The organism is Providencia sp. SP181 (assembly GCF_050446505.1).
Lineage (GTDB): Bacteria > Pseudomonadota > Gammaproteobacteria > Enterobacterales > Enterobacteriaceae > Providencia > Providencia vermicola.
This window is the reverse complement of the sequence record NZ_JBBPXM010000002.1, coordinates 63,732-87,025: the sequence shown is the minus strand read 5'-3', so window position 1 is coordinate 87,025 and position 23,294 is coordinate 63,732. Positions and strand designations below refer to the sequence as shown.

Here is a 23,294-nt window from a genome sequence, read left to right as displayed (position 1 = left end):
TAAATAATGGCGTTAGGAAGAAAAGCTACCTTTAAGTTTATAACGATTTCCAGGAAACAATAATTTAGTACTGGTAACAATAAATGCTTGTGACCACGTGCGACGAGTAATTAGCAAACAAGATGCCCCCGCATTGATTTGTAACAACTTCGCTGAGCGCTCATCTGCCTCAACCGCTTCAACAATATGCTCACCTTGAGTCAGAGGTGCTACTTGAGATAAGTAATCATGAGGTGTGACGGCTAAAAAATTCTGCTTAAGGTAGTCTGGTGCAGCCAACGCATTGACATAACGGTCTTCAATTTGAACTGGAACATCATTTTCCATATGTATAATAATCGAATGGAATACTGGGGTTTCTGGAGGAATATTCAGTTCACTTGCTAGTGATGTTGACGCCTGTATTTCTTCTAATTTAATAATCCGACAGCTGTATTTATGGTTTCTTGCAATAATTTCCGCTTCAATACTGTGAATTTCAAATAATGCAGACTGCCCTTTCGGTTCAGCAACAAATGTTCCGACCCCCTGTAAACGAACAAGTAACCCTTCCGCTGTTAATTCTCTTAAAGCACGGTTAGCCGTCATTCGGCTACATTGAAATTGAGAAACAAGTTCAGATTCAGAGGGGATGCGATCATTCGCACGCCACTTTGCAGTGTGTATTTTTTCAATAATGGATTGCTTAACTTGCAAATAGAGTGGAACTGGCGTTCCTTGTTTATTTTTTTGTTCGGCTGTCACTGTTCATTCCAAATTAGTCATTAAAATCTTGAATATGCGTATGCTGTTTTAATCGTCATTACGTTACGCAACGCGGCCTTAGTGCTATCGGATATCGTCATCATGACAGTCGCGAATAAAATCCATCATATTTAAAACGCGTTAATTGTGTAATTAAACAATGATGCTTAATAAAAAACAGAAAACAAAATACTGCCATATATAGTGACCACTTACACTATATACGGCAATAAGAACTTTATTAATTAATTATGGCGATTATCACGCCAATTTAAATGTCTTTTTTTATGCTAACGGTTATCAATATTATTGGTTATGGTGTGTAATTTGCCCTTGATAGACACGCATATGCATCGGATTACTGCCCTGCTCATAAATCATCTCTACAGGGTCTTTGGCATTCCAAACGATAAAATCTGCGGTAAACCCAACTTTTAACTGGCCATGAGTGTGCTCTTTACCTAAAGCTTTTGCCGCATGGCGCGTCACTCCAGCCCATATTTCCTCTGGGGTTAATTTAAATAATACCGCCGCCATGTTCATGATCAAACGTAATGATGCAAATGGACTTGTTCCTGGATTAAAATCCGTTGATATTGCCATTGGTACTTGATGTTCACGTAATAAGTCAATCGGTGGTAACTTCGTTTCCCGTAAGAAATAAAATGCACCAGGTAACAACACAGCCACTGTCCCACTTTCTTTAAGCGCTTTAATTCCAGCCAAATCTAAGTATTCAATATGGTCAACCGATAAACCATGATAGCGTGCCACTAACTCACTACCACCAAGATTAGATAATTGCTCAACATGGCCTTTAACGGGGATCCCTAATTGTTGGGCAGCCGCAAACAATTTTTCACTTTGCTTAAGAGAAAAGCCTACACTTTCACAAAATACATCAACAGCATCAAATAGGCCTTTATTCCATAGTTCTGGCATGATTTTTTGACAAATAAGGTCAATATATTCATCTGGTTTTCCTTTAAATTCAGGTGGCACCGTGTGAGCGGATAGCAAAGTTGAAGAAATAGAAATAGGATATTCTGCAAGTAATCTTTTTGCGACTCGTAATTGTTTTTCTTCGTTTTGATAATCAAGGCCATAACCCGATTTCATTTCAATGCTCGTTACACCTTCACGAATTAATACATCTAACCTTGGCTGTGCTTTTTCAAATAACTCAGCTTCGCTCATTTGCCTGGTTGCACGAACTGTTGAATTAATTCCCCCACCCTGTGCACTGATGGTTTCATATGAAACACCATTCATACGCTGTTCCCACTCAGTAGCTCGGTCACCGCCAAAAACTAAATGGGTATGGCAATCAATTAATCCTGGAGTAATTAGTTTTCCTTTTACATCAATAATCTGACATTGGTTTTGTTCAATTTTCTCTGGCGGTAAAATTGCAATAATTTGATTATCACGAACGACAAGATCATGATTTTCGATAAGCCCATAAGGCTCAATTCGATCTGAATCCATTGTCGCAATACGACCATGACGCCAGATCACATCTTGTGGCAGCGTTTTAAATAGCATCAGTTTTCCTATTGTCGTAGCAGGTTGATTTATTAGTTTGAAAAATAATGGTATAGATATGTATATACAATTAGACTAGTTATACCCAGTTTGTCAATCTCTGCCGCTCAAAAGGTGACAATTTTGTTATGTCACGCTAAAAAATGCTTTTGTCTCCATCCCCCTTTAAAATAGGTTACACTAAAGACCAGCGAAAATGACTATATACACATTAGTAAAATGACGAAAAATAAATTTGGACTTAAAGATGATGAAATTCATCTATTTAAAGAAGCAATTCGTGGCGCAAAAAAAATTAATCAGGATCAAGTCCTACATGCACCTGTGCGAGTGAAAGTCACAAAACCTTCTGACAAAAAAATGAAACAGGAACAAGTTGATGCTTCTTTCTACTTTTCTGATGAATTTCAGCCACAGCTTGAAAATGAAGGCCCAACTCGTTATTTAAAACCTGATTCTAATCCTTATGAGTTAAAGAAATTACGTCGTGGGGACTATACGCCTGAATTATTTCTTGATTTACATGGATTGACTCAAATGGAAGCTAAGCAAGAAATTGGGGCGCTAATAGCTGCTTGCAAACGCGAAAATGTGTATTGTGCGTGCATTATGCATGGACATGGTAAACATATATTAAAGCAACAAACACCACTATGGCTTGCACAACATCCTGATATTATTGCATTTCATCAAGCACCTAAAGAATGGGGTGGCAATGCAGCGTTGCTACTTTTGATTGAAACCAACGAGAGCACTCGCCGTTAAGTGCTCTTATTACTGGATGGTTTATTTAGCAAATAGTAACTGTGACGGACTCAACATCCATTCAACATCACTTTTTTGAAAAGCCAAATCCAATTCAATACATGCAATCGTTGATGTTGTAAACATCGGCGGTTCTTTCTGTGGGCAGAGTTGTGAAACTAAATAGCCAACTAAAGGTAAATGGGATACAACCAATATTGTCTTTGCACCTGTCACCGCTAAATCGCGTATATGATCGGCAACAAAAGCCGCGTTTCCACCTGGCGTTAATTGCGCTAAAACCTCATTTTGTAATGGAAGTTTAAGGTGTTCACCTACTATTTTTTCCGTTTGTAATGCTCTTAGGTAAGGGCTTACTAATACAGTGTCAATTTCAATACCTCGGTTTTTCAACCATTTAGCCATTAATATTGACTCATCTATTCCCTTTTGTGTTAATGGCCTCTCGGCATCACTTACCGCATGTAACGCTGCATCGCCGTGACGCATAATATAAACTTGCATAATCCACCATCTGAGTAGCCTACTGACTTAAAGTGGCTATTCTTTTTGTTAAGATAATTATTGTAAAAGTAACCATCAGTTGGGGTAAAAAGTGATTTTGCATTAAATAATCAACAATTAAAATGATTTAAGTGACTTTTTGTTGATTTTTTAGTTTTCTTTACCAAGACTTATTAAATCAATCGATTAAAAAAGCCTGAAGACTGAATAGCCAATATTCAGCTCAGGCTTTATTTTTCAGGGTATTCAATTGCATTTATAGCTTATCGCATAACCCTCTCTAACTAACAAAAATAGTGTTTAACCCACTTTCGCTATTCTTGGTCATCAACAGCATAAAACGTCTGGTTATTCTGAGCCATTCTGCATAATAAGTCACAGGGTTGGAATTTATCACCATGACGTGCAGCAAGTGTTTTTAACGTCTCTACCGTTTTCGTGATACCAAAATTATCCATATACCTGAACGGGCCGCCAAAAAACGGTGGGAAACCGATACCAAAAACGGCACCCACATCACCATCCCTTGCGCTACGAATAATTTTCTCATCAAGGCAACGGGCCGCTTCATTTAACATCATCATCACACAACGTTGAGCAATATCCGTTTTACTCAACTTGTTTTCTGGCGTGATATCAATAAGGGAATAAACTGTTTTATCCACCTGCCGTTTTTTAGTTTTTTTCCAAAATAGTAACTTACCCGAAGAATGCCCGTATTCATAAAAACCTTTACCGTTTTTCTTACCCTTACGGTCATCTTTAACAACTTTATCCAAGACATCTGGAGCTTTAAATCTTTCCCCAAACCGTTCAACTAAAATAGGTAAAATTTTAATGCCAACGTCGATACCAACTTCATCGAGTAGATTAAATGGCCCAACAGGAAAACCAAACCCAACCAATGCACTGTCAATATGGTCAATAGATTCTCCTTCAATAAGGCATTGCGCAGCCTCACATAAAAAAGGTGCCAGTATTCGGTTAACATAAAAGCCCGCATCATCGCCAACCACAATGGCTGTTTTACCTTGTCGTTTAGCAAACTCCACAACAGTAGAAATCGTTGTCTCATCTGTTTGTTTATGTGGAATAACTTCAACCAATGGCATTTTATCGACAGGACTAAAATAATGTAAACCAATAACCCGTTCTGGATGTTGCGCATTGGCGGCTATCTGGTGAATAGGTAACGAAGATGTATTCGACGCAAAAATAACGTCCTTCCTCGTCATTTTTTCAACATCAGAAACCATTTTTCTTTTTAGCGCCAAATCTTCAAAAACAGCTTCAATAACCAGATCTGCGGTTTCTAACCCTTTGTAATTCAATGTCCCTGAAATTTTAGCCATTGTTGCATCGCGTTCACGTGCCAATAACCGACGTTTGCTGACGCGTTGGGTTAATAAATCCCAGCTATATTTCAAGGCCTGAGCAATGCCTTTTTCTGAAATATCTTTAATACGAACAGGTACCTTTCCTTGAGTTGCGCTCACATATGCGATCCCGCCGCCCATTAGCCCGCCACCTAGTACACCAACTTGCTTGATATTCAACGACTTAGCTTGTGCACCTGTTTCATTTTTTAATGCTGTGACTGCAAAAAATAAATTACGTAAAGCCGCTGATTCAGGCGTCATAACTAACTCGCCAAATGCTTTAGCTTCTTCTGCATACCCAGCCTGTACTCCTTTGTTCATCCCTATTTTTACTGTATGAATAATTTTTTCAGGAGCGGGATAATGCCCTTTGGTTTTACCCAATACTTTTTGCCTTGCACTATTAAACACTTGATTACGCAGTAATTTACAACTCAATAAACGCTGTTGCCAATGAATAGCAGGTCGTTTTACGCCACCTTTTTTCACCATTTTAACAGCGACATCTAATAAAATTGACTCTGGAACAACATCATCCACAAGCCCTAATTTAAGTGCTTGTTTGCCCTTTAGCTGACGTCCTGTCAGCATTAGATCAAGTGCATGTGGAATGCCAATCAAACGTGGTAAACGTTGAGTTCCACCAGACCCTGGCAACAAGCCTAACTGTACTTCTGGCAAACCTAAGCGGGTTTTATCATCATTTGAGCAAACCCTCACATGACAAGCTAATGCTAACTCCAACCCTCCACCTAAGCATGCGCCATGGATAGCAGCAATAATCGGCAACGGGTAATTATCTATTTTGTCGAATAATAAATGCCCTTCCTTTGATAACTCACTGGCTTGCGCTTTCGATTCACAGTGCGCAATCATGCTGATATCCGCACCCGCAATAAAGTTATCTTTTTTACCTGAGGTAATAACTAGCCCTTTTAAACCCGAGGTGGATTGCGCTTTTTGTAAGATGGTTAGAAACTGCTGCGCAAATTCAGCTTTAAGCGTATTGACCTTTTCATTTGGCACATCAATGAAAATCACCCCTACGTTCTCGTCATAAATTTCTAATGAGAAAGCCTGCGGCAGCTTATCCATTACTAATTCTGTAGTAGAATTTTGTGTCATTATTCCACCTCTAAAATCATAGCTACACCTAACCCGCCTGCAGCACAAGCTGTTGTTAAACCAAAACCACCACCACGACGACGAAGTTCATTTAATGTTTGTGTCACCATTCTGGCGCCTGTCGCCGCAAATGGGTGCCCGTAAGCGATAGAACCACCGAGAACATTAAATTTGTCCATGTCTATCTCGCCAATGGCTTGTGTTAAACCTAATTTATCTTGTGCAAATTGGCGACTACCAAACATTTTGATGTTTGCCAATGTTTGAGCGGCGAAAGCCTCGTGCATATCAATTAAAGTGAGATCTTGTAAAGATAACCCTGCGCGCTTCAGGGCTATGGGCGTTGCATAGGATGGCCCCAATAGCATGTCTTCCCACACATCAATCGCGCTAAAAGCGTAACTACGAATATAACCCAGCGGGGTATAACCCAATGCTTTTGCCCTTGACTCTGTCATCATTAATACCGCTGCTGCACCATCGGTTAAAGGTGTACTATTTGCGGCTGTTACACTGCCATATTTACGGTCAAATGCGGGTTTTAATTTAGCATAAGAGGACAATACTGAATTTCCTCGTACATTATTGTCTTGCGAAAAAGCGTGCTTAAAAGGCGGCAAATACGCAGTCATGACCTCATCGTTTAGTAGGCCTCCATCCCACGCTTTTGCAGCAAGGACGTGTGAACGATGTGCTAGCTCATCTTGTTGTTCTCTCGTAATGTGGTAACTTTTAGCCATTTGCTCCGCGGTATCCCCCATGCGAAGCCCTGTTGAGTATTCAGCAACACCAGGTGCGACTGGCATTAAGTCTTTTAAGCGTAATTTCGCGATAAGCGATAATTTTTGCCCAACCGACTTTGCCTTACTCAAAGCAAGTAATGTTGCTGCTAATTTTTTCGAAACACCAATCGGTAAAACTGAAGAGGAATCTGCCCCTCCTGCAACACCAACAGTAATATCCCCAACCATCATACTTTGAGCCACATTCACAATGGCTTGAAAACTTGTCGCGCACGCCCTTGAAACGCTGTAAGCATCTGTTGAAACGCTCATCCCCGTTCCAAGCACAATTTCCCGTGCAATATTGGGTGCTTCAGGCATTTGAACCACTTGGCCAAATACAAGTTGCTCAATCAACTGGTTATCTAAATCACTACGAACTAATAATTCAGCGACTACTGCTTTGCCTAAATCTACAGCAGCAACACCTTGATATGCTGTTGATTGCTTTGCAAACGGTAAACGTAAACCACTGACAATAGCAATACGCTCTTTTGTTGAATATGTACTGTCACCATGGTGGGAATGTTGATTCATGGTCGCTCCTGCAAAAGCATAAATAAAAAATTATTGTTAATTTTTTCATGACTGGCCGAAAGAGGTCTGACCTGTAATGATTGTTAACATAATTTTCACAATTATCAATTGCATTGACTAAAAAATGGGAGCGCGCACGCAAGTTAGCATAAAAATAGTGCGAAAAAGAAAGGAATGGGTCTACCTAATATCAAAAACCCTTCTAACGCTTAGCCACCTAATAAAAGGGCGCTATCACAGTATAAGGGTTCACCTAATAGATTCAAACGTTTGATTAACGAAGGCCTAGCTGAAAAATCAGGCTTTCTGCTTCACAGCTAAAACTAAATTCTGCGCTCAGTTCAACACCACCATTAACTTGTTTAAAAGTATGGTTAATCGCACAGGGTTCAGACTCAACAGACTTCGCTTTTTCTGTGAGCATCTTCAACATGGATTCCGCTTCACCTTGTGTGGCAAAAACATGCTGATACGACGCAGTACAGTCTTTATTGTCCAGCACTGTGCCTACATCTACACAGCAGCAAGCTGCTGTTTCATCCGCACTACAACGGTTAATCGCATCAGTCATTTTATTCTCCAAATAAACAAACTGTTAAGTGGCTATCATAACGCTGAAAAAGTGGTAAAAACCAGTGTGAATCAAAACTTATTGCTAATAATTAAACATAAGTTTGATCTTACCCCGTATCTGATTATTTATTGCTCCCATTTCGTCACTTTATGTTGCTATTTTGTTAAATGCATCGCATTTTTGAAAACGAAGTCGCAATAAACACAAAACAGACTTGCAACATATCGGGTGGTCAGACCTATACTCTAGTAACTGGTCTGATTTGTCATGGCGACAATGGACCCTACAATTCTGCGCTTCTTGCGATAGAAGTCGCTTTATTTAAAATAAAACATAAGAGGGTTTTGGTCATGAGCCAGAAAAACCTGTTTTCTAAGTCAGCTTTAGCAATAGCAGTGGCAATTGTATCATCCAACGCCGGCGCGGCTGGCTTTTTGCTCAATGAATATTCAACATCCGCACTGGGACGTGCGTTTTCTGGGGCAGGTGCGATGGGCGACAACGCAAGTGAGGGAAGCCGTAACCCTGCTGCGATGATGCTATTTGACCGACCATCTCTTTCTATCGGTGCTGTGTATATTGACCCAAGTGTTGATATTAAAGGCCGAAATGACGGTCGTTTAACAGCTAATGATATCGCACCAAGTGCTGTTGTCCCTAATGCGCACTTTATTTTCCCCGTTAATGATAAGTGGGCTGTTGGTACATCCATGACAACTAACTTCGGCTTAGCAACGGATTTTAATAAAAGTTATGCAGCAGGCCCTATCGGTGGAAAAACCGATTTAAAAACTGTTAACTTAAATTTAAGCGGCGCATACCGTTTAAATAACAACTTTAGTTTTGGTCTTGGTGCAAATGCGGTTTACGCTGATGCGGAGATCACTCGTCACGCAGGTGATTTAAGCCAGTTAGGCCCTATGCTAGGACTTAACAATATGGGTCCAAGCACTACCATGGCTAAATTAACAGGTGATGACTGGGGCTATGGTTGGAATGCTGGTATCCTTTATGAACTAAATGACGATAATCGTTTCAGTTTAACCTATCGCTCAAAAGTCAAAGTTAAATTCAAAGACGGAAAATACTCGAATGACCTACCGAGTAATAACCCAGCCCTTAATATGGTCGGAATTGTTGGAACTGACGGCAACAAAATTAAGGGTAAGCTAGATCTTAATTTACCTGATATTTGGGAATTTTCTGGTTATCATAAAGTCGCACCGAAATGGGCACTCCACTACAGCGTAGCTTATACTGGTTGGAGTGAGTTTAAAGATCTTACTGCATATCGTAGTAGCGATAACAAACAATTATTCCACAAAGCAGAAAACTTTGATGATGCATGGCGGTTTGCAATAGGTACAACCTATTTCTACAATGATAACTGGACATTCCGTACTGGTATTGCTTATGACGAAAGCCCTGTTCCATCCAAATATCGTTCCATTTCTATACCTGATCAAGATCGCTATTGGTTGAGCGTAGGAAGCACCTATGCATTTAACGAAGATGCCTCTATTGATGTAGGTATTTCTTATATGCATGGTAAGAAAGTGAACATAAATGAAAAACTTGTAGAAACAGATAAATTACCTTTAGGTACATACCAATTCAAATCTGAAGGCTCTGCTTGGTTATACGGTGTGAACTTTAACTACGCATTCTAATAAACCGAATGCTTAACTATCGGGGAGGCAACTCCCTGATAGCCCCACTCTCTCAGTGTTCAAAAAAACATCCCTATCATAAATTTTTCTTGACCCTTATCACTCCCTTATGTAAATTAATTGTTAATAAAATAATTCTTATCCAAATTTCCACTTTTATACTAAAAATTAGCCCTATAAACTTTTTTCAGATAAATCCTTATATATTTCATTAGATTACCTTTCATTCTCTGAATGTTCTTATTTGCAAGCACAAGCCATACTCGTATTTTAGAATACAGATACACAAAAAATACGTATCCATTCATTAAACTGTATTATTAATGCGATAAATTCGCAGTAAAAGTACAAAAGAGGCAACAATGACAAAAACGTAGGGGGTTTTATGGGGACATTATTTACAGTAGGTTTTATTGGGGTGTTAGGCGTAATCGCCTTGATTGACACCGTTACCCAACGAGGAAAGCGAGACAATGACTAGCTGTTAATTTATCACTCTCACGTTTTAATCTAGACAAGAGAGTGATAAACCTTCCTGAGTCAATTCACTAAATTAATCAATCGAATCCAGATCCCCTTCAATTGCAGCTGCATTTGGGTTTTCAGTTGCTTTCAATACACCGCCATTTGATAAGAAATCATTACGCTGGAAGTAAGCTTCACGCATCATTAAGTATGGGTCTGAAGAGTTTTTAAGTAACCCATCGGAATCCAGCAATCGTGCTCTTGTTTCTATCCCTTCAAGTGCCCATTTTCCTGCAGACATCCAGAATGTTAGATAGCTCAGCATTGGGTATAAACCATCAGCTAAATCCCCACCTTCCTCTCGTGGTGTTGCACTCCCATATCCTGGTAAAACGACATAAGGACCATAACCGACATCATAGTAACCGAGTGTATTACCAAAACGTTTAGGATCTTCTTTCGCTAATTGAGGATTCGCCATTGTTGCAACATCAATCAACCCACCCATACCAAATACCGTATTGAGGAAGAAACGGTTAAAGTGTTTAAAACCTTGGGTCACTTCCCCACGCAAGAAACTGTTCAGCATACTTGCAGGCTCTTCAAGGTTAACAAAGAAGTTGGATAATCCATTACGCGCAGGCATAGGAACATAATCATTCCAAGCAACAGCAACAGGCCTTAAAACATAAGGGTCTAAGACGTTGTAGTTAAAATTAAACATTGCTCGGTTAAAACCCTCTAATGGGTCTGAACGTTCTTGCGTATCTGGGTCAATATTACTTGCACAACCTGCAATTAATACACCCGCTAGAAAAACGCTAGTCATGCGAAACTTCATAACACTTTCTCCATTCCCTGCACCGCCCTGCTATGGTACTTTCCACAATATTCACGAATTTGATAATAATAAGGGGAAAAAATTATTTTTGTTAACCGTTTTGAGTGATTATACAGATCGACTTTTAATTATACCCTAGTTAATCATGCCATTATTATAAGAGTTATGGCTAATTCACACAAAACCATTTAAATATTGTTTTTATATATTCGAAAATAGTGTGCAGTGCCATCAATTTTTACTCAAGAATAAAAGCTAACTTAACGATTAGATAAAAAACATATCAATAAAAGAAAAAATCACTGTAAAATGAGCCTTTCACCATTACTTTTTGGTTTAATACGTATTTTAACCGCTAATCCTGTAAGCACAGTTCCCATCAGCCAACCTTTAAATACGTTACCATGCGAGGTGACGTGTCAGATAATTATTTAATAAAAGAAAGACTAAAAATCATACAAAATTGCCTCATTAGCAATAAATTGAATTAATTCTATGTAACAACTTGATTCCATTGGATGCGGACAGTAAAATGCAAACCCTGTTTAGCAATGACAGCCAAAAGTCCCCTTAGTTAAATGGATATAACGAGCCCCTCCTAAGGGCTAGTTGCAGGTTCGATTCCTGCAGGGGACACCATTGCCACTTCTAAAGACCTCTCAAGACTTCCAGTTTTTTAAGTAAAAACAATAGATTAATTATTTTGGCTTCCAAGAAGGTCTAGTAACTTCTAGTGGAATCTAAGTATTAATGTGTATAGTATTGTGTATAGGTCTAGGTTCGATAAAAAAACTATACGCATTATGCTACTCACTGATATCCAAATTCGTAAAGCTAAGCCTAAAGAAAAGGCTTACACCCTAAATGATGGCAATGGCTTATCCCTTCTCATTGAACCCAATGGTTCCAAGGGGTGGCGCTTTCGTTATCGCTTTGCGGGTAAGCCTAAAATGATTTCATTTGGCGTGTATGGGCAAATTTCTTTAGCCGATGCCAGAAGAAAAAGAGATGAAGCAAAAAAACAGCTTTCAGATGGCATAGACCCAAGTGATGCCCGCAAATCGGAAAAGATCACACAAAAATACGCTGCTGAAAATACGTTTAAAGCCGTTGCAATGGAATGGCATGTATCAAAATGCTCTACATGGTCAAAAGGCTATGCGAGCGAAATATTGCGTTGTTTTGAAAATGATGTTTTCCCTTTCATTGGTAGTCGACCTATTGACCAATTAGCGCCATTAGAATTACTTGCCGTATTGCAAAAGATAGAAAAACGTGGGGCATTAGAGCAAGCAAGTAAGATTCGTCGTCGTTGTGGTGAAGTGTTTAGGTATGCCGTCATTACAGGCCGAGCAAAATATAACCCTGCTCCTGATTTGTCTGGTGCAATGAATAAGCCTGAAACCAAACATTTCCCATTCTTGCAAGAAAGTGAAATTCCTGATTTTGTGAAAGCACTTAAGAACTACCAAGGCAGTAAAATCACGAAATATGCCACCCAGCTATTAATGCTAACAGGTGTTAGGACTGTTGAGTTAAGATTCGCGGAATGGTCAGAATTTGATTTTGAAAATTCACTTTGGGAAATACCTACAGAACGAATGAAAAAGCGTCGCCCTCATTTAGTTCCTCTCTCACCACAAGTATTAGAGATCCTTGATAAGCTAAAAGTCATTTCAGGTAACTATTCGCTACTTTTCCCTGGGCGTAATGATGCACGAAAACCAATCAGTGATGCGAGTATAAATAAGGTCATCGCCAAAATTGGCTATAAAGGAAGGCTGACAGGTCACGGATTTCGACACATGATGAGTACTATTTTGCATGAAAAAGGCTTTGATAGTGCGTGGATAGAGTTGCAGCTTGCACATGTTGATAAAAACACTATTAGGGGTGTCTACAATCACGCTCAATATTTAAGACAAAGAAAAGATATGATGATTTTTTATTCCCAAAAGATACTCATGAGCAATTCCCATACTTAGCAATTGAGTCTATTACATCATATCCATATTTATTAACCATCGCTTTAAAAAAGCTAGGCTCAATAAATTTAGCATAACCTAGTTCTCCTCTTAACTTCAAAATCTCAACATCAGGGAGAACACCACAAATATAGTGATGAATTTTACTTCGCAGTATTCTTTTCTTTTCCCTACCTAAAGAAAGCCCCCCATCATTAGTTATTGTTATACCTGTAACATGCCTATTAAATTTTTTCGATGAAAAAATTGTTTTTTCATGATTAATTTTGATACTTTTTAAATTTACTTCATTTAAAATTTCTCTAACAATTTTAGGAATATCAAATAGTATTCCTTTTTTAGTTGTACTAAAAGTAAGGTCATCTGCATATCTAGAATATTCTATTCCCATTTCCTTACATCTTGAAAAAATCTCACAATCAAAAGAATACATTATAACATTAGAAATTTTTGGTGAAGATGGAGCTCCGATACTTAGTTGTAAAGGACTATTTCTTCTAGGTTTCCAAAAGAAAAGGTTCTCAATTACAAAGAAATCCATTTCGTCTAATTTTATATTCATATTAGCAAAACAATTCATTAGATGAAAAGGTCTTATACTAGGAAAAAAGTTTTTGAAGTCCATTTTTAGAATATAATCATTATTATGATGCACTAACGCATTCTTTCTGATATCTTTATATGATTCATATGCAAATGCTCTTTCATGTACATGAAAATCCGAAATTACATATTTTAAAACAATACGTTGTATTGACTTAACTTGCTTTGCTGGTTGAGCAATCAAGCGAAATTCATTACTATTTCTTTTTCTTATGTTAAATTTTTTATATCTTCGAGGAATTGTTACGATATACCGTATAGCTTCATCTTCGGTAATATAAAGACCATTTGCTATAAATTGTAATAAACTCATACTACACCCCTCGAATAATATTTATTTGTTTTAATGCATTCTGCCTCTTTCTAGCGGTTTCATCAGTATTTTTTGAATCCAAACTTAGATAGGACTGTCTAATTGCTATTTTTATGCTCATAGAGTCTTTTATTTTTTTATTCTCACTCAAGCCAAATTTTATTTTACTTTCCCTATGACCAATCACATAATAATAGTCAGTGCGACTATACGAAATAGATGAAATTAACTTCATTTTATTTAACAAATAAAGCAACCTAGAAATTAACTTCTGATTTACATTTATATCCATACAGTATAATGCCCATTCGATTTCTGATATTTTTATGGGTTCTGATAACAAAATTATTTCATATATTAAAATAGCCAAATGACCAGTATTAAAGTTATTATACTTTTCTGTTTTTTTAACGTGTTTTAATCGCCCTTGAATATCAGAAAAAATTAATTCTATTTCTTCATATTTTAATCGATTTTTATCAGGCCATGGATAAACACTTACTGAGCTTGGATCTATTGTTTTTAAATACTCTAAAGGCCCTAAGTATATAAATGATGACTTTGGTGGGATATTTCTTTGTGCATCACCTTCTATCTCATTTAAGGGTGCAATAACATGTAATTTTTGAGCTAAATTTTTTCTATTAACAAATAATCCTAGCTCCACTAACGACCCTGCACTTTCTAGACAAATAATAACTAATGTTGAAATGTTGGCTATATCATCCTCAAAGCTCATTAAATCCGAATAAGCACCATCTTTAAAATAGTCTTTAAAATCCTCCGCTAGCACAAGTGAATCGCTCAGTTTCGGTTCATTACTAGCTACGTGTAGGAAAAAATGGTCTCTAACACTCATTGGCGTCGCATTCATCGGCCCCCCACAAACAAAAATAATAGGCGGCATAAACTGAACAGTAAAATTTGAATAAACAAGATCTCCAAACTGTTCCCGTAATGAATCCATGTAAGTAGAGTCACTCACACCAATGAACCTCTTCTAATTAAAAAAGATGGCAGAAACGCCATCTTTTGGTTTTGGTACCTTTACCTAAAGGATGCGCTTTAGACTTTTAGACAGCTCCTGAAGGACACGAAGCCTGCGAGTGGCATTCAGGATCTGGCTAAAAGTGCTGAAGCGCAACCCTAAATGTCCACAATAAATTAGTGTCTGGCGAAACGCCCGACAAGGATAAAATGAGTTATCCTACGCGTAAAGGTTCAGTTAGAATAACAAAAAAAATGAAACATTCAACACCTTAGTTTGCAATATGGTGTACTACTATGCATTTAGCAATACAAAAGTAATTTACACGTAAAATTCACTACGCCGCACTGTCTACTTCGCCTAAAAAGTGTCAGCCCGTTATTGGTTGAGATATCCAACTGAAAAGATTAAACTTATATTGTTAGCTTTGAAATATCGGACTTTCATGCAAGAAATTGCATATACAAAAACTCAACCTTACCAGTTGAGTTTTTGTTCTATTGTTTGAAGTACGTTTCAATCACATACCAAAATGAGAAGAATAAAAATGCATAAGATAATATAAACTTCCATGTTCTCTTTATCACTAAGCAAGACTTAAAAAGGCTTCTATTTTTTATAACACTTTTAAGCTGCCTAATAAGCTCATAAAACTCATTATCCGATACTCTGGCCGCACGTATTTTTTTAAATAATTCAGATTCTTTTTTTGTTGTAAATGTTGATGCTTTGGCAATCATGATAAAACGCTCACTAAAGAAAAGTAATGCAATTGTAAAAGCCACCAACTGAAATACATCATCTGAGACCCCCCAACAAGCTAAACTAAGCACAAATGTCCATTCACCAATATTTGACTCGTCTATCGAGTTCCACCATTCAAACATAGATTCTTTATAGTCACTGATTTCATTTTTTAATTGTGGAAATTGAGGGGAAGAATTCATCCTATGCATTCTACTATCCTTAATGTTTAAATTATTATCAATCATCAACGAGCTAATACAGCTTACCTCATATCTAGCCCTCTAAAAGTAAAATTAGGAATAAATAACATACGTAGTTCCTCCTTACGAAATAAAGTTCTCTACCGCGTAAAATGCACTACACCGCACCCGCCTGCACAATTTGGATCATAAAATTATTTCAGTTTTAAAATTCTACAAAACATATCGCCAAGCCTTGCCAATACTAGGGAGTCGCCGAAAATCTCAAACTGAAATGTGTGAAAAGATTTTCAATAAATTTCAGTTTTCAAGTGAGGCACACCTAGCGAATTAATTTATAATCACTTGAATATAAATAGCTTTTCTATTTTACGTGAGATTTTCACTTAAGAGTTGAAGCCGCATAAAAACTGAAAAACCAGCATCCATGCGGATTGAGAGGAAATAGAAAACTGAAATATGAACGAATTACTTTTTTATTTTAGTGTTTGTTTTTTGAACTAATGAATCTTTATTTAACCACGTATCAATCAAACGGTGGACTTCTTTTTCTGTATATCCCCTTAGCTCTATAACTTTTTTATTGTCACTCACTTCTATTCGAATATTACGTTTTTTATTAAACATATTTAATTACCCTTGGTAATAATCGCCACTTGGTTATATATCAAAATTACCTTTATACCATTCACCTTAATTTACTTTTTGCTATGCTCTATTTTCGATAACATCAAAACATAGTTGCTTTGGCTGATCTTCGGGCTTTTTATGATAAATAGAATGTGAAAACGTCAGCGTTAGCCTATAAGTGTGTCCACACTCAAAATCAGAGCACGAACAATAAATATAATGAGCATTATCCCTACCCTGCCTATCAATTTTCTGAATTTTGGCTTCCTGACCACACTCAGGGCAGTATATTTTCATTACTCGCATTGCTAATCCCCCTTGCCTTATATGCCTTCCAGAATAAAGCTTATTAAATACATCCATTTCAAATTTCACTGGTAACAGTGGTAACACTGGTTACATCATTGATTTTAAATAATTTAACTTGTTACCTTTTCTGCAAAATTACGTGTAACGCAAGGTAACGCCCTATTTTCGTTACCTCTTGTTACCACTCACATTAATTTACTGGTAACAGCTATAAGCCTTGATAGCCCTAGCTGTTACCTTTGTTACCACTGTTACACTTTAAATATAAGATGGTTAGTTTCATTACTATCATTCGGCAGAGCCCAGCACGTCACTATTAAACAAATAAACACGTTTAAGCCCTATTTCTGGTAGGCGTATGCTGTTTTGTGACCTACCGTCCTTACCTGCTTCTAACCAACCTTTATCAATACATAAACGCGCAACCTTCCTTGAGTCATAACCTTTACATATTTCTTTCCATGCAGAAGATAGAACATAAAACTGCACCGTCGGTTCTTGGTTGCCAGCACCTTTTTCAACACGACGAAAGCCCATCATATTGAGCGGTCGGCTATTCTCATCATACCAATCCGCAAAACGGCTAAATTGATTACGTGAGATAAAATCAGTCACTTGCTCTAAGGCGGTGATATCTTCCTGATTTGCTGTATGCCCACGCTCTTTCATCCAAGCCGCTAGGCACTTTTCAGCCGCAATATAGGCTTCACCCTCCTGCCAGCCTGTGATCCCTGCAATTGTGGCAATCTCCCCCGCCATCGCAACAAGGGCAAAACGGGTGATAGCCCGACCAACTTGGTTACCTGCATTTTCAGGCATCATTTTAGCGGTATACTCTTTTAATAATGTTTTTGCTGTACCTGAGATGAACGTGAGATCATTTGTAAGATATTTTAGCCAGTCACGGAATGGGGTACCGTGGTATTTAGTGACTGCATGCTCTAGGTATTCCGCTAAGGCTTTGCCGCTAGCAAATTGATGTAAGTCCTCAAATACACCGTGTTTACCTGAATCACTTGGGATTTGTATCATACGGACTTCAACCCCTGCATAAGTGCGTTCGCCTGCATTGGCCGCATGTTCAACCAATGACAATTCACCCGTTGAGAGAAACAGTAAATTCCATCGATTCGTTTCCCTGACGCTGCCATCCGTTTTTGCACGGGCTTTACCTTGGCCATTTGCCAACATGTAAGCAATGTTACCCGCTTCGCGTCCGTCCACTTCTCGGATTTCATCCAGCATTAGCGTAGCGTCATTACGACGGCAAGCCGTTCCCTCAAGCGCGTTACCTGTTGCCCGCCATGTGTACCAGTAATCGGTACCACCACAAACAGAAGCGGCCACTTTCATTGTGGTCGTCTTACCGTCTGTTGATTCACCTTTTAAATGGTAGCCACCGCCTCCCACACCGACTAATTTTAATAATGATGACGCAAAGGCAAGGCTTACGGAAAACGCCAGCCTAGCGTTTCCCACGCAATATTTACCAATATGCTCCCGCCATTCATCGCTAGTGCCTGCTACCCTAAAATCTTTACCTTGAACACTGGAGGTTTGCAAAATAACGGAATCTGCGCCAGTTCCAACAACTTCATCCTGCAACACATATACGTTGCCATGCCAGCCCGTTTTATTTACGCAAGTGACTTTTTTCTCTGGTCGGCACAATGAAATGTATTCCATTAAATGCGCACGAGCCTGCCCCGAAATGTTGATATATGAAAGCCCGTTCACCAAAAGTACACGACGTAATTCTTCACCGCTACCGCTTAACATTTCCATTGGCATTGCCCATTTACGGCAATTTCCGTAGGTATCATCCCATTCCAATAAACGGCCGTAATTACTGCCGTCTGCATCGCAGGTGATCGCGGTGACTTTTATCGGGCTGCTGATTTTGATGTTTCTAACCTCGGTGTCACCATCCGATTTATTGACTAGTTTGTCATACCACAAATATTCTTGGGTCAGCCTAAAGCCTTGGGGTAAATAGGCTTTATCCTTACCGCAGTATGTCATTTCCTCAAAGAATGCTTCTTTGACTTTGACAGTGTTGTTTTCTTGTCGGTAATCATCCCAATCTGCTTTGTAATGAGTTGGTGGTAAGGTGATCCAACCATCAACTGCTTTGGCGGCTTTCTCCGCCCACACCTTACCCGTATTCTCTTTACCGTCTATAAAATCATTATCACCCGCAATAATGATTTTTACCGATGGATAACGTTCCCGTAGCTGCTGGGCGACTTTCTCAAGGTTAGTAGCCGCAACAGCGGCCACAATAAAGGTATCAATTACCTTCGCTAGACTTAACCCCGTAGCAAAGCCCTCAGTAATCACAATTTGTTCAAGTGTGTCCTGTGCTTTCTCCGATACAACAATAAATGAGCCTGAAAGCCCTGAGCCAGATAACAATGCCTTATCACCTTCTGGGCTGATAAGTTGCCCACCTTTAACCTGAAATTGATTGTCAACCAATGGCAATAATATTGAGCCGATTGGGAAACTTAATTCACCTTGCTTATAGGAATTCTGGGTAATTAAACATTGATGGTTAATTAAGCCCTTATTTGTTAAGTATTGGCTTTCCCCTAGGTATGACGATGCTTTCAGCTTTTCAAATAATTCGATGCTCCGAGCCGCATTTACTTTTTTTATTTTGGTAGGTATGACCTTACTAAACTCAGGTAGAAGCAATATTTTATTGATTTCAAAACAAGCGGTTTTCGTATCTTTGCCTGTCACTAGTTTGAGCAAATCCAGTCCATCACCACTGCCACACTGATTACAAAACCATGTACCTTTTCCATTTTTATCATCAAAACGAAAACGGTCTTTACCACCACATTTCGGGCAAGCGCCATGTTTATGATTATCAGGAACGCAAACACCCAAACTCGTTAAAATATAGTGCCAACGCCCATTTGCAGAGCGCATAATATCCGTAACGGATGGCAATTGAGTGGAAGCAGTTAATGAATTAGAACTGTTTAGTAAACTCATTGTTTTATGTCCTTATTCATTAAGCTACTTTCGCTGATCACAAATTCAACCTGCTCCGCTAAACATTCCATCATTGCCGCCATTCCCTCACTTGAGACATGGCGCTGACCATTAATAGAACTAGCAATAAGTAATTCAGATAGAAAGCTCGTCATTTGCGCGGCTCTTAATAATTGTTTTTCGCCCGATGCAGAAATGACTGTATTGATATGATTTGTATTTTTCATGATTAGCACTCCCCTGTTTGACTTACAGGTAAGCGACCTGCAAAAAGCAAGATGAAATCATGAGCAAGTAGCATGCGTGCATCATATTCAGTTGACGCAATAGCAGCACGACGGCAAGGTTTTGCAGTGATATCAGCACATTTAATGCTCAAGAATAAGAATTTAAATTGAGTTTGGGTAGGGGTTGCCATCATGACGATGATCTCCAGTAACTTAGTTAAGGAGTCACCACCTGAAACGCCAATTTCGGGGGTGGTGACGTTGACAGGGTTGGCGTAACTGGAGTTACTGGAATCCAGCCAGCCCGAAGGCTGCCCCGCCAACGCCACCATAGAATCAGGGCGATACAAAACCGCATTTAATGGGTGCGCGTAGGCATAGACACAAAAAAAGACGCAAGGCGCGTCATGTGTCGCCAGTAACTGATTCAGGACGCCAATCCCGACGTTAGATTTTGCTAACGTGCGATCAATATAGCCCAACCGTTTAGACGGATGCAACCCTTTTATTTTCATAATTAACATGTCTTAAATTGGGAAGAATAGATATTTGAGGCTATGCCCAGAGCAATCTGGGCATACGGTTTACCCCGCCGAGATAGCAGAAAACCAGTTATTTTTAGATTTAGTTAAACCACCTGATAGATTAAAATGCATTGGTGAACTAAATAAATACCTATAATTTTTATTAGCGAAATATAAGTTATTAATTCTTAAACGTAATCTATCCGTACCTATGCTTGCTGGGTTATCCGTCACTGCTAATCCACCAAGGTAAAAAATACTCGTTCCTTGAAAGTCCTCTTCTACCTCAATTGAGCAAAATAATTTCTGACCTTCTTCATTGTATTTAATCAGTTTCTTGGTTGGTTTTAATCGCAAAAATAGCTGCATTTTACCATTCATCATGTCGGCTTTTGCATCGATAACCTCACCTAAATTCTCAAGATTACGGTTATGTTCTTCCCAAATTAAAGCTGTGTAATACTTAGGATCATAGGTATCAGCCATTTCCTGTAACCACTCAGGTTTAATCGTACGCTCATCGACTGTTTGCCCTTCTGTAGCAACACAAATCCAATTAGTTATTAATTGAGGATCACTCATAATGAAAATACCCCGTCTTCAATTTGGATGGCATTTTCATCAATGGCAGCATAGAGATTTCCATCACCAAGGCCATAACCTTCATTTCTAATATAACTGTGCTCATAGACTTTTCTGTCATCCACAAACTCGGCACGAAAACGACGGGTATTTTTCTGGGTATAAATATGCAAATTATCTAATGTGGTAACCACTAAGCGACGACCAGGCATAAATGGTGGAATAATAGCGAAGCGTCCTGCAACCGTACTTAAAGCCATTTGACTTGCCTGAATATCTGCGGCGTTATCTGCCCCTCTAAATAGTTTTTCACGGTATAAAGCAGCAAGTTCTGAGCCAACCAATACGACTAATCTAGGGTCTTCACGGAACTCTTCGGGTATTTTTTTGATAATAAGAAAGTTGGCCATGGCATCTAAGTTAGGGAAATCACCGTCTTTACCTAAAACAATTTTATCCGTTACAATTTGAGAGCCGTTATTAAATGATTTTGCTATGGTATGCCAACCACAGTTAACATCTTGCCCTCGTTTATATTTTTCTGGCTTTGTTGGAAACCCACAAAACTCGCCATTAAAGCCGACACGTATCATGTCTAACGATACTGTTTTAGAGAACAAATCAGATATCACCTTAGTAAAGTGCTCATCATCACCACTACGGCTATTTGCAATTATCGCAAGCTGTTCGTACGTAAGAGCCGTACAGGTATCCGTTTCCTCTAGCGTATAAGAAATAGCATCCATACTTAAACGCTTATGAAAACGCTCCTCAATTGAGCGACCAGTATGAAGGCTACTATCACCAAGGTTAACTGTATCCCCTTTGATTTCACTCACATCAGCTATTGTTAATTTATTTAAGAACCAATTTGAGTCTGATATTGCTACGCGCAATAACGTTTCAGATGCATTAGTAATTGAAAATGTTTTACTATTTTTAGAAAAGTAATTTGCGCCGCGTGTAAAATTGGCGTGAAAATCCCTTGCCACGTTTGGTACTGTAGTAGCATACATAATATATTCCTTTTATATTTATTACATTAGATCTAATTTATTTTGAATTCTTTTTTGAATAGAAACCATTTTAGAAACATATTCATCAGCAGTTAATACTGTATTCACTGACTTATTATTAATATCGTAATACTCTTTATAATAATTTAGTTGATTATCAGAGGTGTTTCTTCTCACATATTTATCAGTTGATAGATGACAATCAGCAACGATTTTATTTATGTGTTTTTTTAAGTTCTCACACTCATCTAATATTAAATTACATTCATTTGAATAAGCCCAATTAAAATTAGACCTTAATGAATGAGTTGTTATTTTCTCGTTCGGTATTGAAATTAAAAATTCCGATTTATAACCAGTTACGTTTTCTTTTAATAACTGTTCAACCACTGGCCTTAACAGTCCATATACCCCACTAATCTTACTTAACTTGTCTTGAGCATTACCTAAGCATCCTCTCGCTCTTTCGACGTTATCGTAGGAGTCTGATGCCCATGCATGCGCAGTTCTATAGTTATTTGGCTTTCTCAGTCGCCCTTCACTTAAATTTTCCAAGTAGGTTTCTGCATCTTCTAGTTTCTGAACCTGTACATCACAATCTGCTATATATTTTTCTAACAGTTGATTACCTTTATCAATGAGCAGCTTCACTTCTTTTGCAGTTGGCATTAAATTATCAAAGCTAAACCCTATGATTTCACCTAATGTATTAATTTTATTTCTTAACATAAATAGATGATTTATTTCTATAGCGCGAATAATAAATCCTGTATCTTTACCGTTAGCTTCAAATGGGATTGATTTATAATTTAAAACAAAACTTAATGACTCATCTTTATAAAAAGATATATTTTCGGTCATTATCTTCTCCTTGCATTATTGATTATCCATTCATTTATTTCAGACTCTAACCATGCAACAGAACGTGGCCCTATTTTCATTTGCTTAGGAAAATCGTTCGATTTCATCTTTAAATAAATTGTGGAAGTTGGTAGACCTGTTAATAAAGTTACTTCTGGTAGCCTTAACAACCTATTTTCGGTGTTAAGTTCCCCCAAAGTTAATAAGCTCATAGTTATTCCCTTATAATTAAATTCTATTTTTGAATTTTATTATATGTTACTAGATGTCGTTGGATGTCTTTATATTTACACAGACATTAAGAATGGTAAAGAGAGGGGCTAAGGCGTGATTTTGAGAATTATTATCTATGTCTAATTTTTAAACACCTCAAAT

At 38.2% G+C, this 23,294-nt stretch carries 22 protein-coding genes and 1 tRNA gene; 4 read left to right on the top strand and 19 right to left on the bottom strand.

From position 1 onward, the window contains the following. Positions 1-12: 12 nt before the first annotated feature. The gene (gene hutC / locus AABS66_RS03740) at positions 13-744 is read right to left on the bottom strand and encodes a histidine utilization repressor (protein ID WP_206082403.1); all 732 of its coding nucleotides are present in this window, start codon (positions 742-744) and stop codon (positions 13-15) included. A 306-nt stretch (positions 745-1,050) separates the two neighbouring features. Then, positions 1,051-2,289, bottom strand: coding sequence for an imidazolonepropionase (hutI, locus tag AABS66_RS03735; protein WP_206082404.1), 1,239 nt, complete (start codon positions 2,287-2,289; stop codon positions 1,051-1,053). A gap of 219 nt (positions 2,290-2,508) precedes the next feature. Between hutI and smrB the strand changes: the two genes are divergently transcribed. After that, positions 2,509-3,054 carry an endonuclease SmrB gene (smrB, locus tag AABS66_RS03730; RefSeq protein WP_206082405.1) on the top strand — a complete coding sequence of 182 codons (546 nt, stop codon included), beginning with the start codon at positions 2,509-2,511 and terminating at the stop codon, positions 3,052-3,054. A 21-nt stretch (positions 3,055-3,075) separates the two neighbouring features. Here the strand turns inward: smrB and sixA are convergent, their stop codons facing one another. The 4 genes from sixA to AABS66_RS03710 form a co-directional block, all read right to left on the bottom strand. Continuing rightward, positions 3,076-3,558 (bottom strand): phosphohistidine phosphatase SixA, encoded by a 483-nt coding sequence (gene sixA, locus AABS66_RS03725; protein ID WP_430224586.1) that lies wholly within the window; start codon positions 3,556-3,558, stop codon positions 3,076-3,078. 314 nt (positions 3,559-3,872) lie between these two features. Continuing rightward, positions 3,873-6,062, bottom strand: coding sequence for a fatty acid oxidation complex subunit alpha FadJ (gene fadJ / locus AABS66_RS03720; protein WP_430224585.1), 2,190 nt, complete (start codon positions 6,060-6,062; stop codon positions 3,873-3,875). After that, on the bottom strand, positions 6,062-7,381 hold the full coding sequence (gene fadI, locus AABS66_RS03715; RefSeq protein WP_206082408.1) for an acetyl-CoA C-acyltransferase FadI: 1,320 nt from the start codon (positions 7,379-7,381) through the stop codon (positions 6,062-6,064). Before fadI ends, fadJ begins: the two co-directional genes overlap by 1 nt. Before the next feature lie 274 nt (positions 7,382-7,655). Beyond that, entirely contained in the window at positions 7,656-7,952 is a 297-nt protein-coding gene (locus AABS66_RS03710) for a YfcZ/YiiS family protein (RefSeq protein ID WP_206082409.1), read from the bottom strand. A 353-nt stretch (positions 7,953-8,305) separates the two neighbouring features. On the opposite strand from AABS66_RS03710, the gene fadL reads away from it, so the two are divergent. Further along, on the top strand, positions 8,306-9,625 hold the full coding sequence (fadL, locus tag AABS66_RS03705; RefSeq protein ID WP_206082410.1) for a long-chain fatty acid transporter FadL: 1,320 nt from the start codon (positions 8,306-8,308) through the stop codon (positions 9,623-9,625). 553 nt (positions 9,626-10,178) lie between these two features. On the opposite strand, the gene mlaA is transcribed toward fadL, so the two are convergent. Further along, on the bottom strand, positions 10,179-10,931 hold the full coding sequence (mlaA, locus tag AABS66_RS03700; RefSeq protein WP_206082411.1) for a phospholipid-binding lipoprotein MlaA: 753 nt from the start codon (positions 10,929-10,931) through the stop codon (positions 10,179-10,181). A gap of 564 nt (positions 10,932-11,495) precedes the next feature. Here mlaA and AABS66_RS03695 point away from each other — a divergent pair. Both AABS66_RS03695 and AABS66_RS03690 read left to right on the top strand, forming a co-directional pair. Next, positions 11,496-11,570 (top strand) — tRNA-Arg (locus AABS66_RS03695). Between the two features lie 164 nt (positions 11,571-11,734). Continuing rightward, positions 11,735-12,916: a tyrosine-type recombinase/integrase gene (locus tag AABS66_RS03690; protein WP_430224584.1), complete on the top strand. Its 1,182-nt coding sequence runs from the start codon at positions 11,735-11,737 to the stop codon at positions 12,914-12,916. Here AABS66_RS03690 and AABS66_RS03685 read toward each other — a convergent pair. The 12 genes from AABS66_RS03685 to AABS66_RS03630 all read right to left on the bottom strand — a co-directional run bounded on the left by AABS66_RS03685 (position 12,894) and on the right by AABS66_RS03630 (position 23,131). Next, positions 12,894-13,832 (bottom strand): retron St85 family RNA-directed DNA polymerase, encoded by a 939-nt coding sequence (locus AABS66_RS03685; protein ID WP_210846742.1) that lies wholly within the window; start codon positions 13,830-13,832, stop codon positions 12,894-12,896. The two genes, AABS66_RS03690 and AABS66_RS03685, sit on opposite strands and share 23 nt — an antisense overlap. Before the next feature lies 1 nt (position 13,833). Next, positions 13,834-14,817 (bottom strand): retron St85 family effector protein, encoded by a 984-nt coding sequence (locus AABS66_RS03680; RefSeq protein ID WP_430224583.1) that lies wholly within the window; start codon positions 14,815-14,817, stop codon positions 13,834-13,836. 500 nt (positions 14,818-15,317) lie between these two features. Beyond that, positions 15,318-15,776, bottom strand: coding sequence for a hypothetical protein (locus AABS66_RS03675; RefSeq protein WP_371021508.1), 459 nt, complete (start codon positions 15,774-15,776; stop codon positions 15,318-15,320). Between the two features lie 459 nt (positions 15,777-16,235). Beyond that, positions 16,236-16,394: a hypothetical protein gene (locus AABS66_RS03670; RefSeq protein ID WP_210846744.1), complete on the bottom strand. Its 159-nt coding sequence runs from the start codon at positions 16,392-16,394 to the stop codon at positions 16,236-16,238. A gap of 81 nt (positions 16,395-16,475) precedes the next feature. Continuing rightward, a complete protein-coding gene (locus AABS66_RS03665) occupies positions 16,476-16,694 on the bottom strand; it encodes an ogr/Delta-like zinc finger family protein (protein ID WP_375084303.1) in 219 nt (72 codons plus the stop codon). A gap of 300 nt (positions 16,695-16,994) precedes the next feature. Further along, positions 16,995-19,709, bottom strand: a complete 2,715-nt coding sequence (locus AABS66_RS03660; protein ID WP_430224582.1) for a DUF927 domain-containing protein — start codon at positions 19,707-19,709, stop codon at positions 16,995-16,997. Continuing rightward, positions 19,706-19,936, bottom strand: a complete 231-nt coding sequence (locus AABS66_RS03655) for a hypothetical protein (protein WP_150375674.1) — start codon at positions 19,934-19,936, stop codon at positions 19,706-19,708. The genes AABS66_RS03660 and AABS66_RS03655 overlap by 4 nt, the downstream gene beginning before the upstream one ends. A 2-nt stretch (positions 19,937-19,938) precedes the next feature. Then, on the bottom strand, positions 19,939-20,451 hold the full coding sequence (locus AABS66_RS03650; RefSeq protein WP_430224581.1) for a host cell division inhibitor Icd-like protein: 513 nt from the start codon (positions 20,449-20,451) through the stop codon (positions 19,939-19,941). 69 nt (positions 20,452-20,520) lie between these two features. Beyond that, the gene (locus tag AABS66_RS03645) at positions 20,521-21,042 is read right to left on the bottom strand and encodes a GPO family capsid scaffolding protein (protein ID WP_150375678.1); all 522 of its coding nucleotides are present in this window, start codon (positions 21,040-21,042) and stop codon (positions 20,521-20,523) included. Beyond that, positions 21,039-22,058, bottom strand: coding sequence for a P2 family phage major capsid protein (locus AABS66_RS03640; RefSeq protein WP_210846748.1), 1,020 nt, complete (start codon positions 22,056-22,058; stop codon positions 21,039-21,041). Before AABS66_RS03640 ends, AABS66_RS03645 begins: the two co-directional genes overlap by 4 nt. A 21-nt stretch (positions 22,059-22,079) precedes the next feature. Beyond that, on the bottom strand, positions 22,080-22,919 hold the full coding sequence (locus tag AABS66_RS03635) for a hypothetical protein (RefSeq protein WP_430224580.1): 840 nt from the start codon (positions 22,917-22,919) through the stop codon (positions 22,080-22,082). Continuing rightward, complete coding sequence (locus AABS66_RS03630; RefSeq protein ID WP_228677317.1) at positions 22,919-23,131, bottom strand: AlpA family phage regulatory protein; 213 nt, start codon at positions 23,129-23,131, stop codon at positions 22,919-22,921. Before AABS66_RS03630 ends, AABS66_RS03635 begins: the two co-directional genes overlap by 1 nt. Positions 23,132-23,294: the final 163 nt, after the last annotated feature.

Bases quoted from the DNA above. Each gene is read 5' to 3' on its own strand.
- hutI (WP_206082404.1), bottom strand. From the start codon at position 2,289: ATGCTATTTAAAACGCTGCCACAAGATGTGATCTGGCGTCATGGTCGT.
- smrB (WP_206082405.1), top strand. From the start codon at position 2,509: ATGACGAAAAATAAATTTGGACTTAAAGATGATGAAATTCATCTATTT.
- sixA (WP_430224586.1), bottom strand. From the start codon at position 3,558: ATGCAAGTTTATATTATGCGTCACGGCGATGCAGCGTTACATGCGGTA.
- fadJ (WP_430224585.1), bottom strand. From the start codon at position 6,062: ATGACACAAAATTCTACTACAGAATTAGTAATGGATAAGCTGCCGCAG.
- fadI (WP_206082408.1), bottom strand. From the start codon at position 7,381: ATGAATCAACATTCCCACCATGGTGACAGTACATATTCAACAAAAGAG.
- AABS66_RS03710 (WP_206082409.1), bottom strand. From the start codon at position 7,952: ATGACTGATGCGATTAACCGTTGTAGTGCGGATGAAACAGCAGCTTGC.
- fadL (WP_206082410.1), top strand. From the start codon at position 8,306: ATGAGCCAGAAAAACCTGTTTTCTAAGTCAGCTTTAGCAATAGCAGTG.
- mlaA (WP_206082411.1), bottom strand. From the start codon at position 10,931: ATGAAGTTTCGCATGACTAGCGTTTTTCTAGCGGGTGTATTAATTGCA.
- AABS66_RS03690 (WP_430224584.1), top strand. From the start codon at position 11,735: ATGCTACTCACTGATATCCAAATTCGTAAAGCTAAGCCTAAAGAAAAG.
- AABS66_RS03685 (WP_210846742.1), bottom strand. From the start codon at position 13,832: ATGAGTTTATTACAATTTATAGCAAATGGTCTTTATATTACCGAAGAT.
- AABS66_RS03675 (WP_371021508.1), bottom strand. From the start codon at position 15,776: ATGCATAGGATGAATTCTTCCCCTCAATTTCCACAATTAAAAAATGAA.
- AABS66_RS03670 (WP_210846744.1), bottom strand. From the start codon at position 16,394: ATGTTTAATAAAAAACGTAATATTCGAATAGAAGTGAGTGACAATAAA.
- AABS66_RS03665 (WP_375084303.1), bottom strand. From the start codon at position 16,694: ATGAAAATATACTGCCCTGAGTGTGGTCAGGAAGCCAAAATTCAGAAA.
- AABS66_RS03660 (WP_430224582.1), bottom strand. From the start codon at position 19,709: ATGAGTTTACTAAACAGTTCTAATTCATTAACTGCTTCCACTCAATTG.
- AABS66_RS03655 (WP_150375674.1), bottom strand. From the start codon at position 19,936: ATGAAAAATACAAATCATATCAATACAGTCATTTCTGCATCGGGCGAA.
- AABS66_RS03650 (WP_430224581.1), bottom strand. From the start codon at position 20,451: ATGAAAATAAAAGGGTTGCATCCGTCTAAACGGTTGGGCTATATTGAT.
- AABS66_RS03645 (WP_150375678.1), bottom strand. From the start codon at position 21,042: ATGAGTGATCCTCAATTAATAACTAATTGGATTTGTGTTGCTACAGAA.
- AABS66_RS03640 (WP_210846748.1), bottom strand. From the start codon at position 22,058: ATGTATGCTACTACAGTACCAAACGTGGCAAGGGATTTTCACGCCAAT.
- AABS66_RS03635 (WP_430224580.1), bottom strand. From the start codon at position 22,919: ATGACCGAAAATATATCTTTTTATAAAGATGAGTCATTAAGTTTTGTT.
- AABS66_RS03630 (WP_228677317.1), bottom strand. From the start codon at position 23,131: ATGAGCTTATTAACTTTGGGGGAACTTAACACCGAAAATAGGTTGTTA.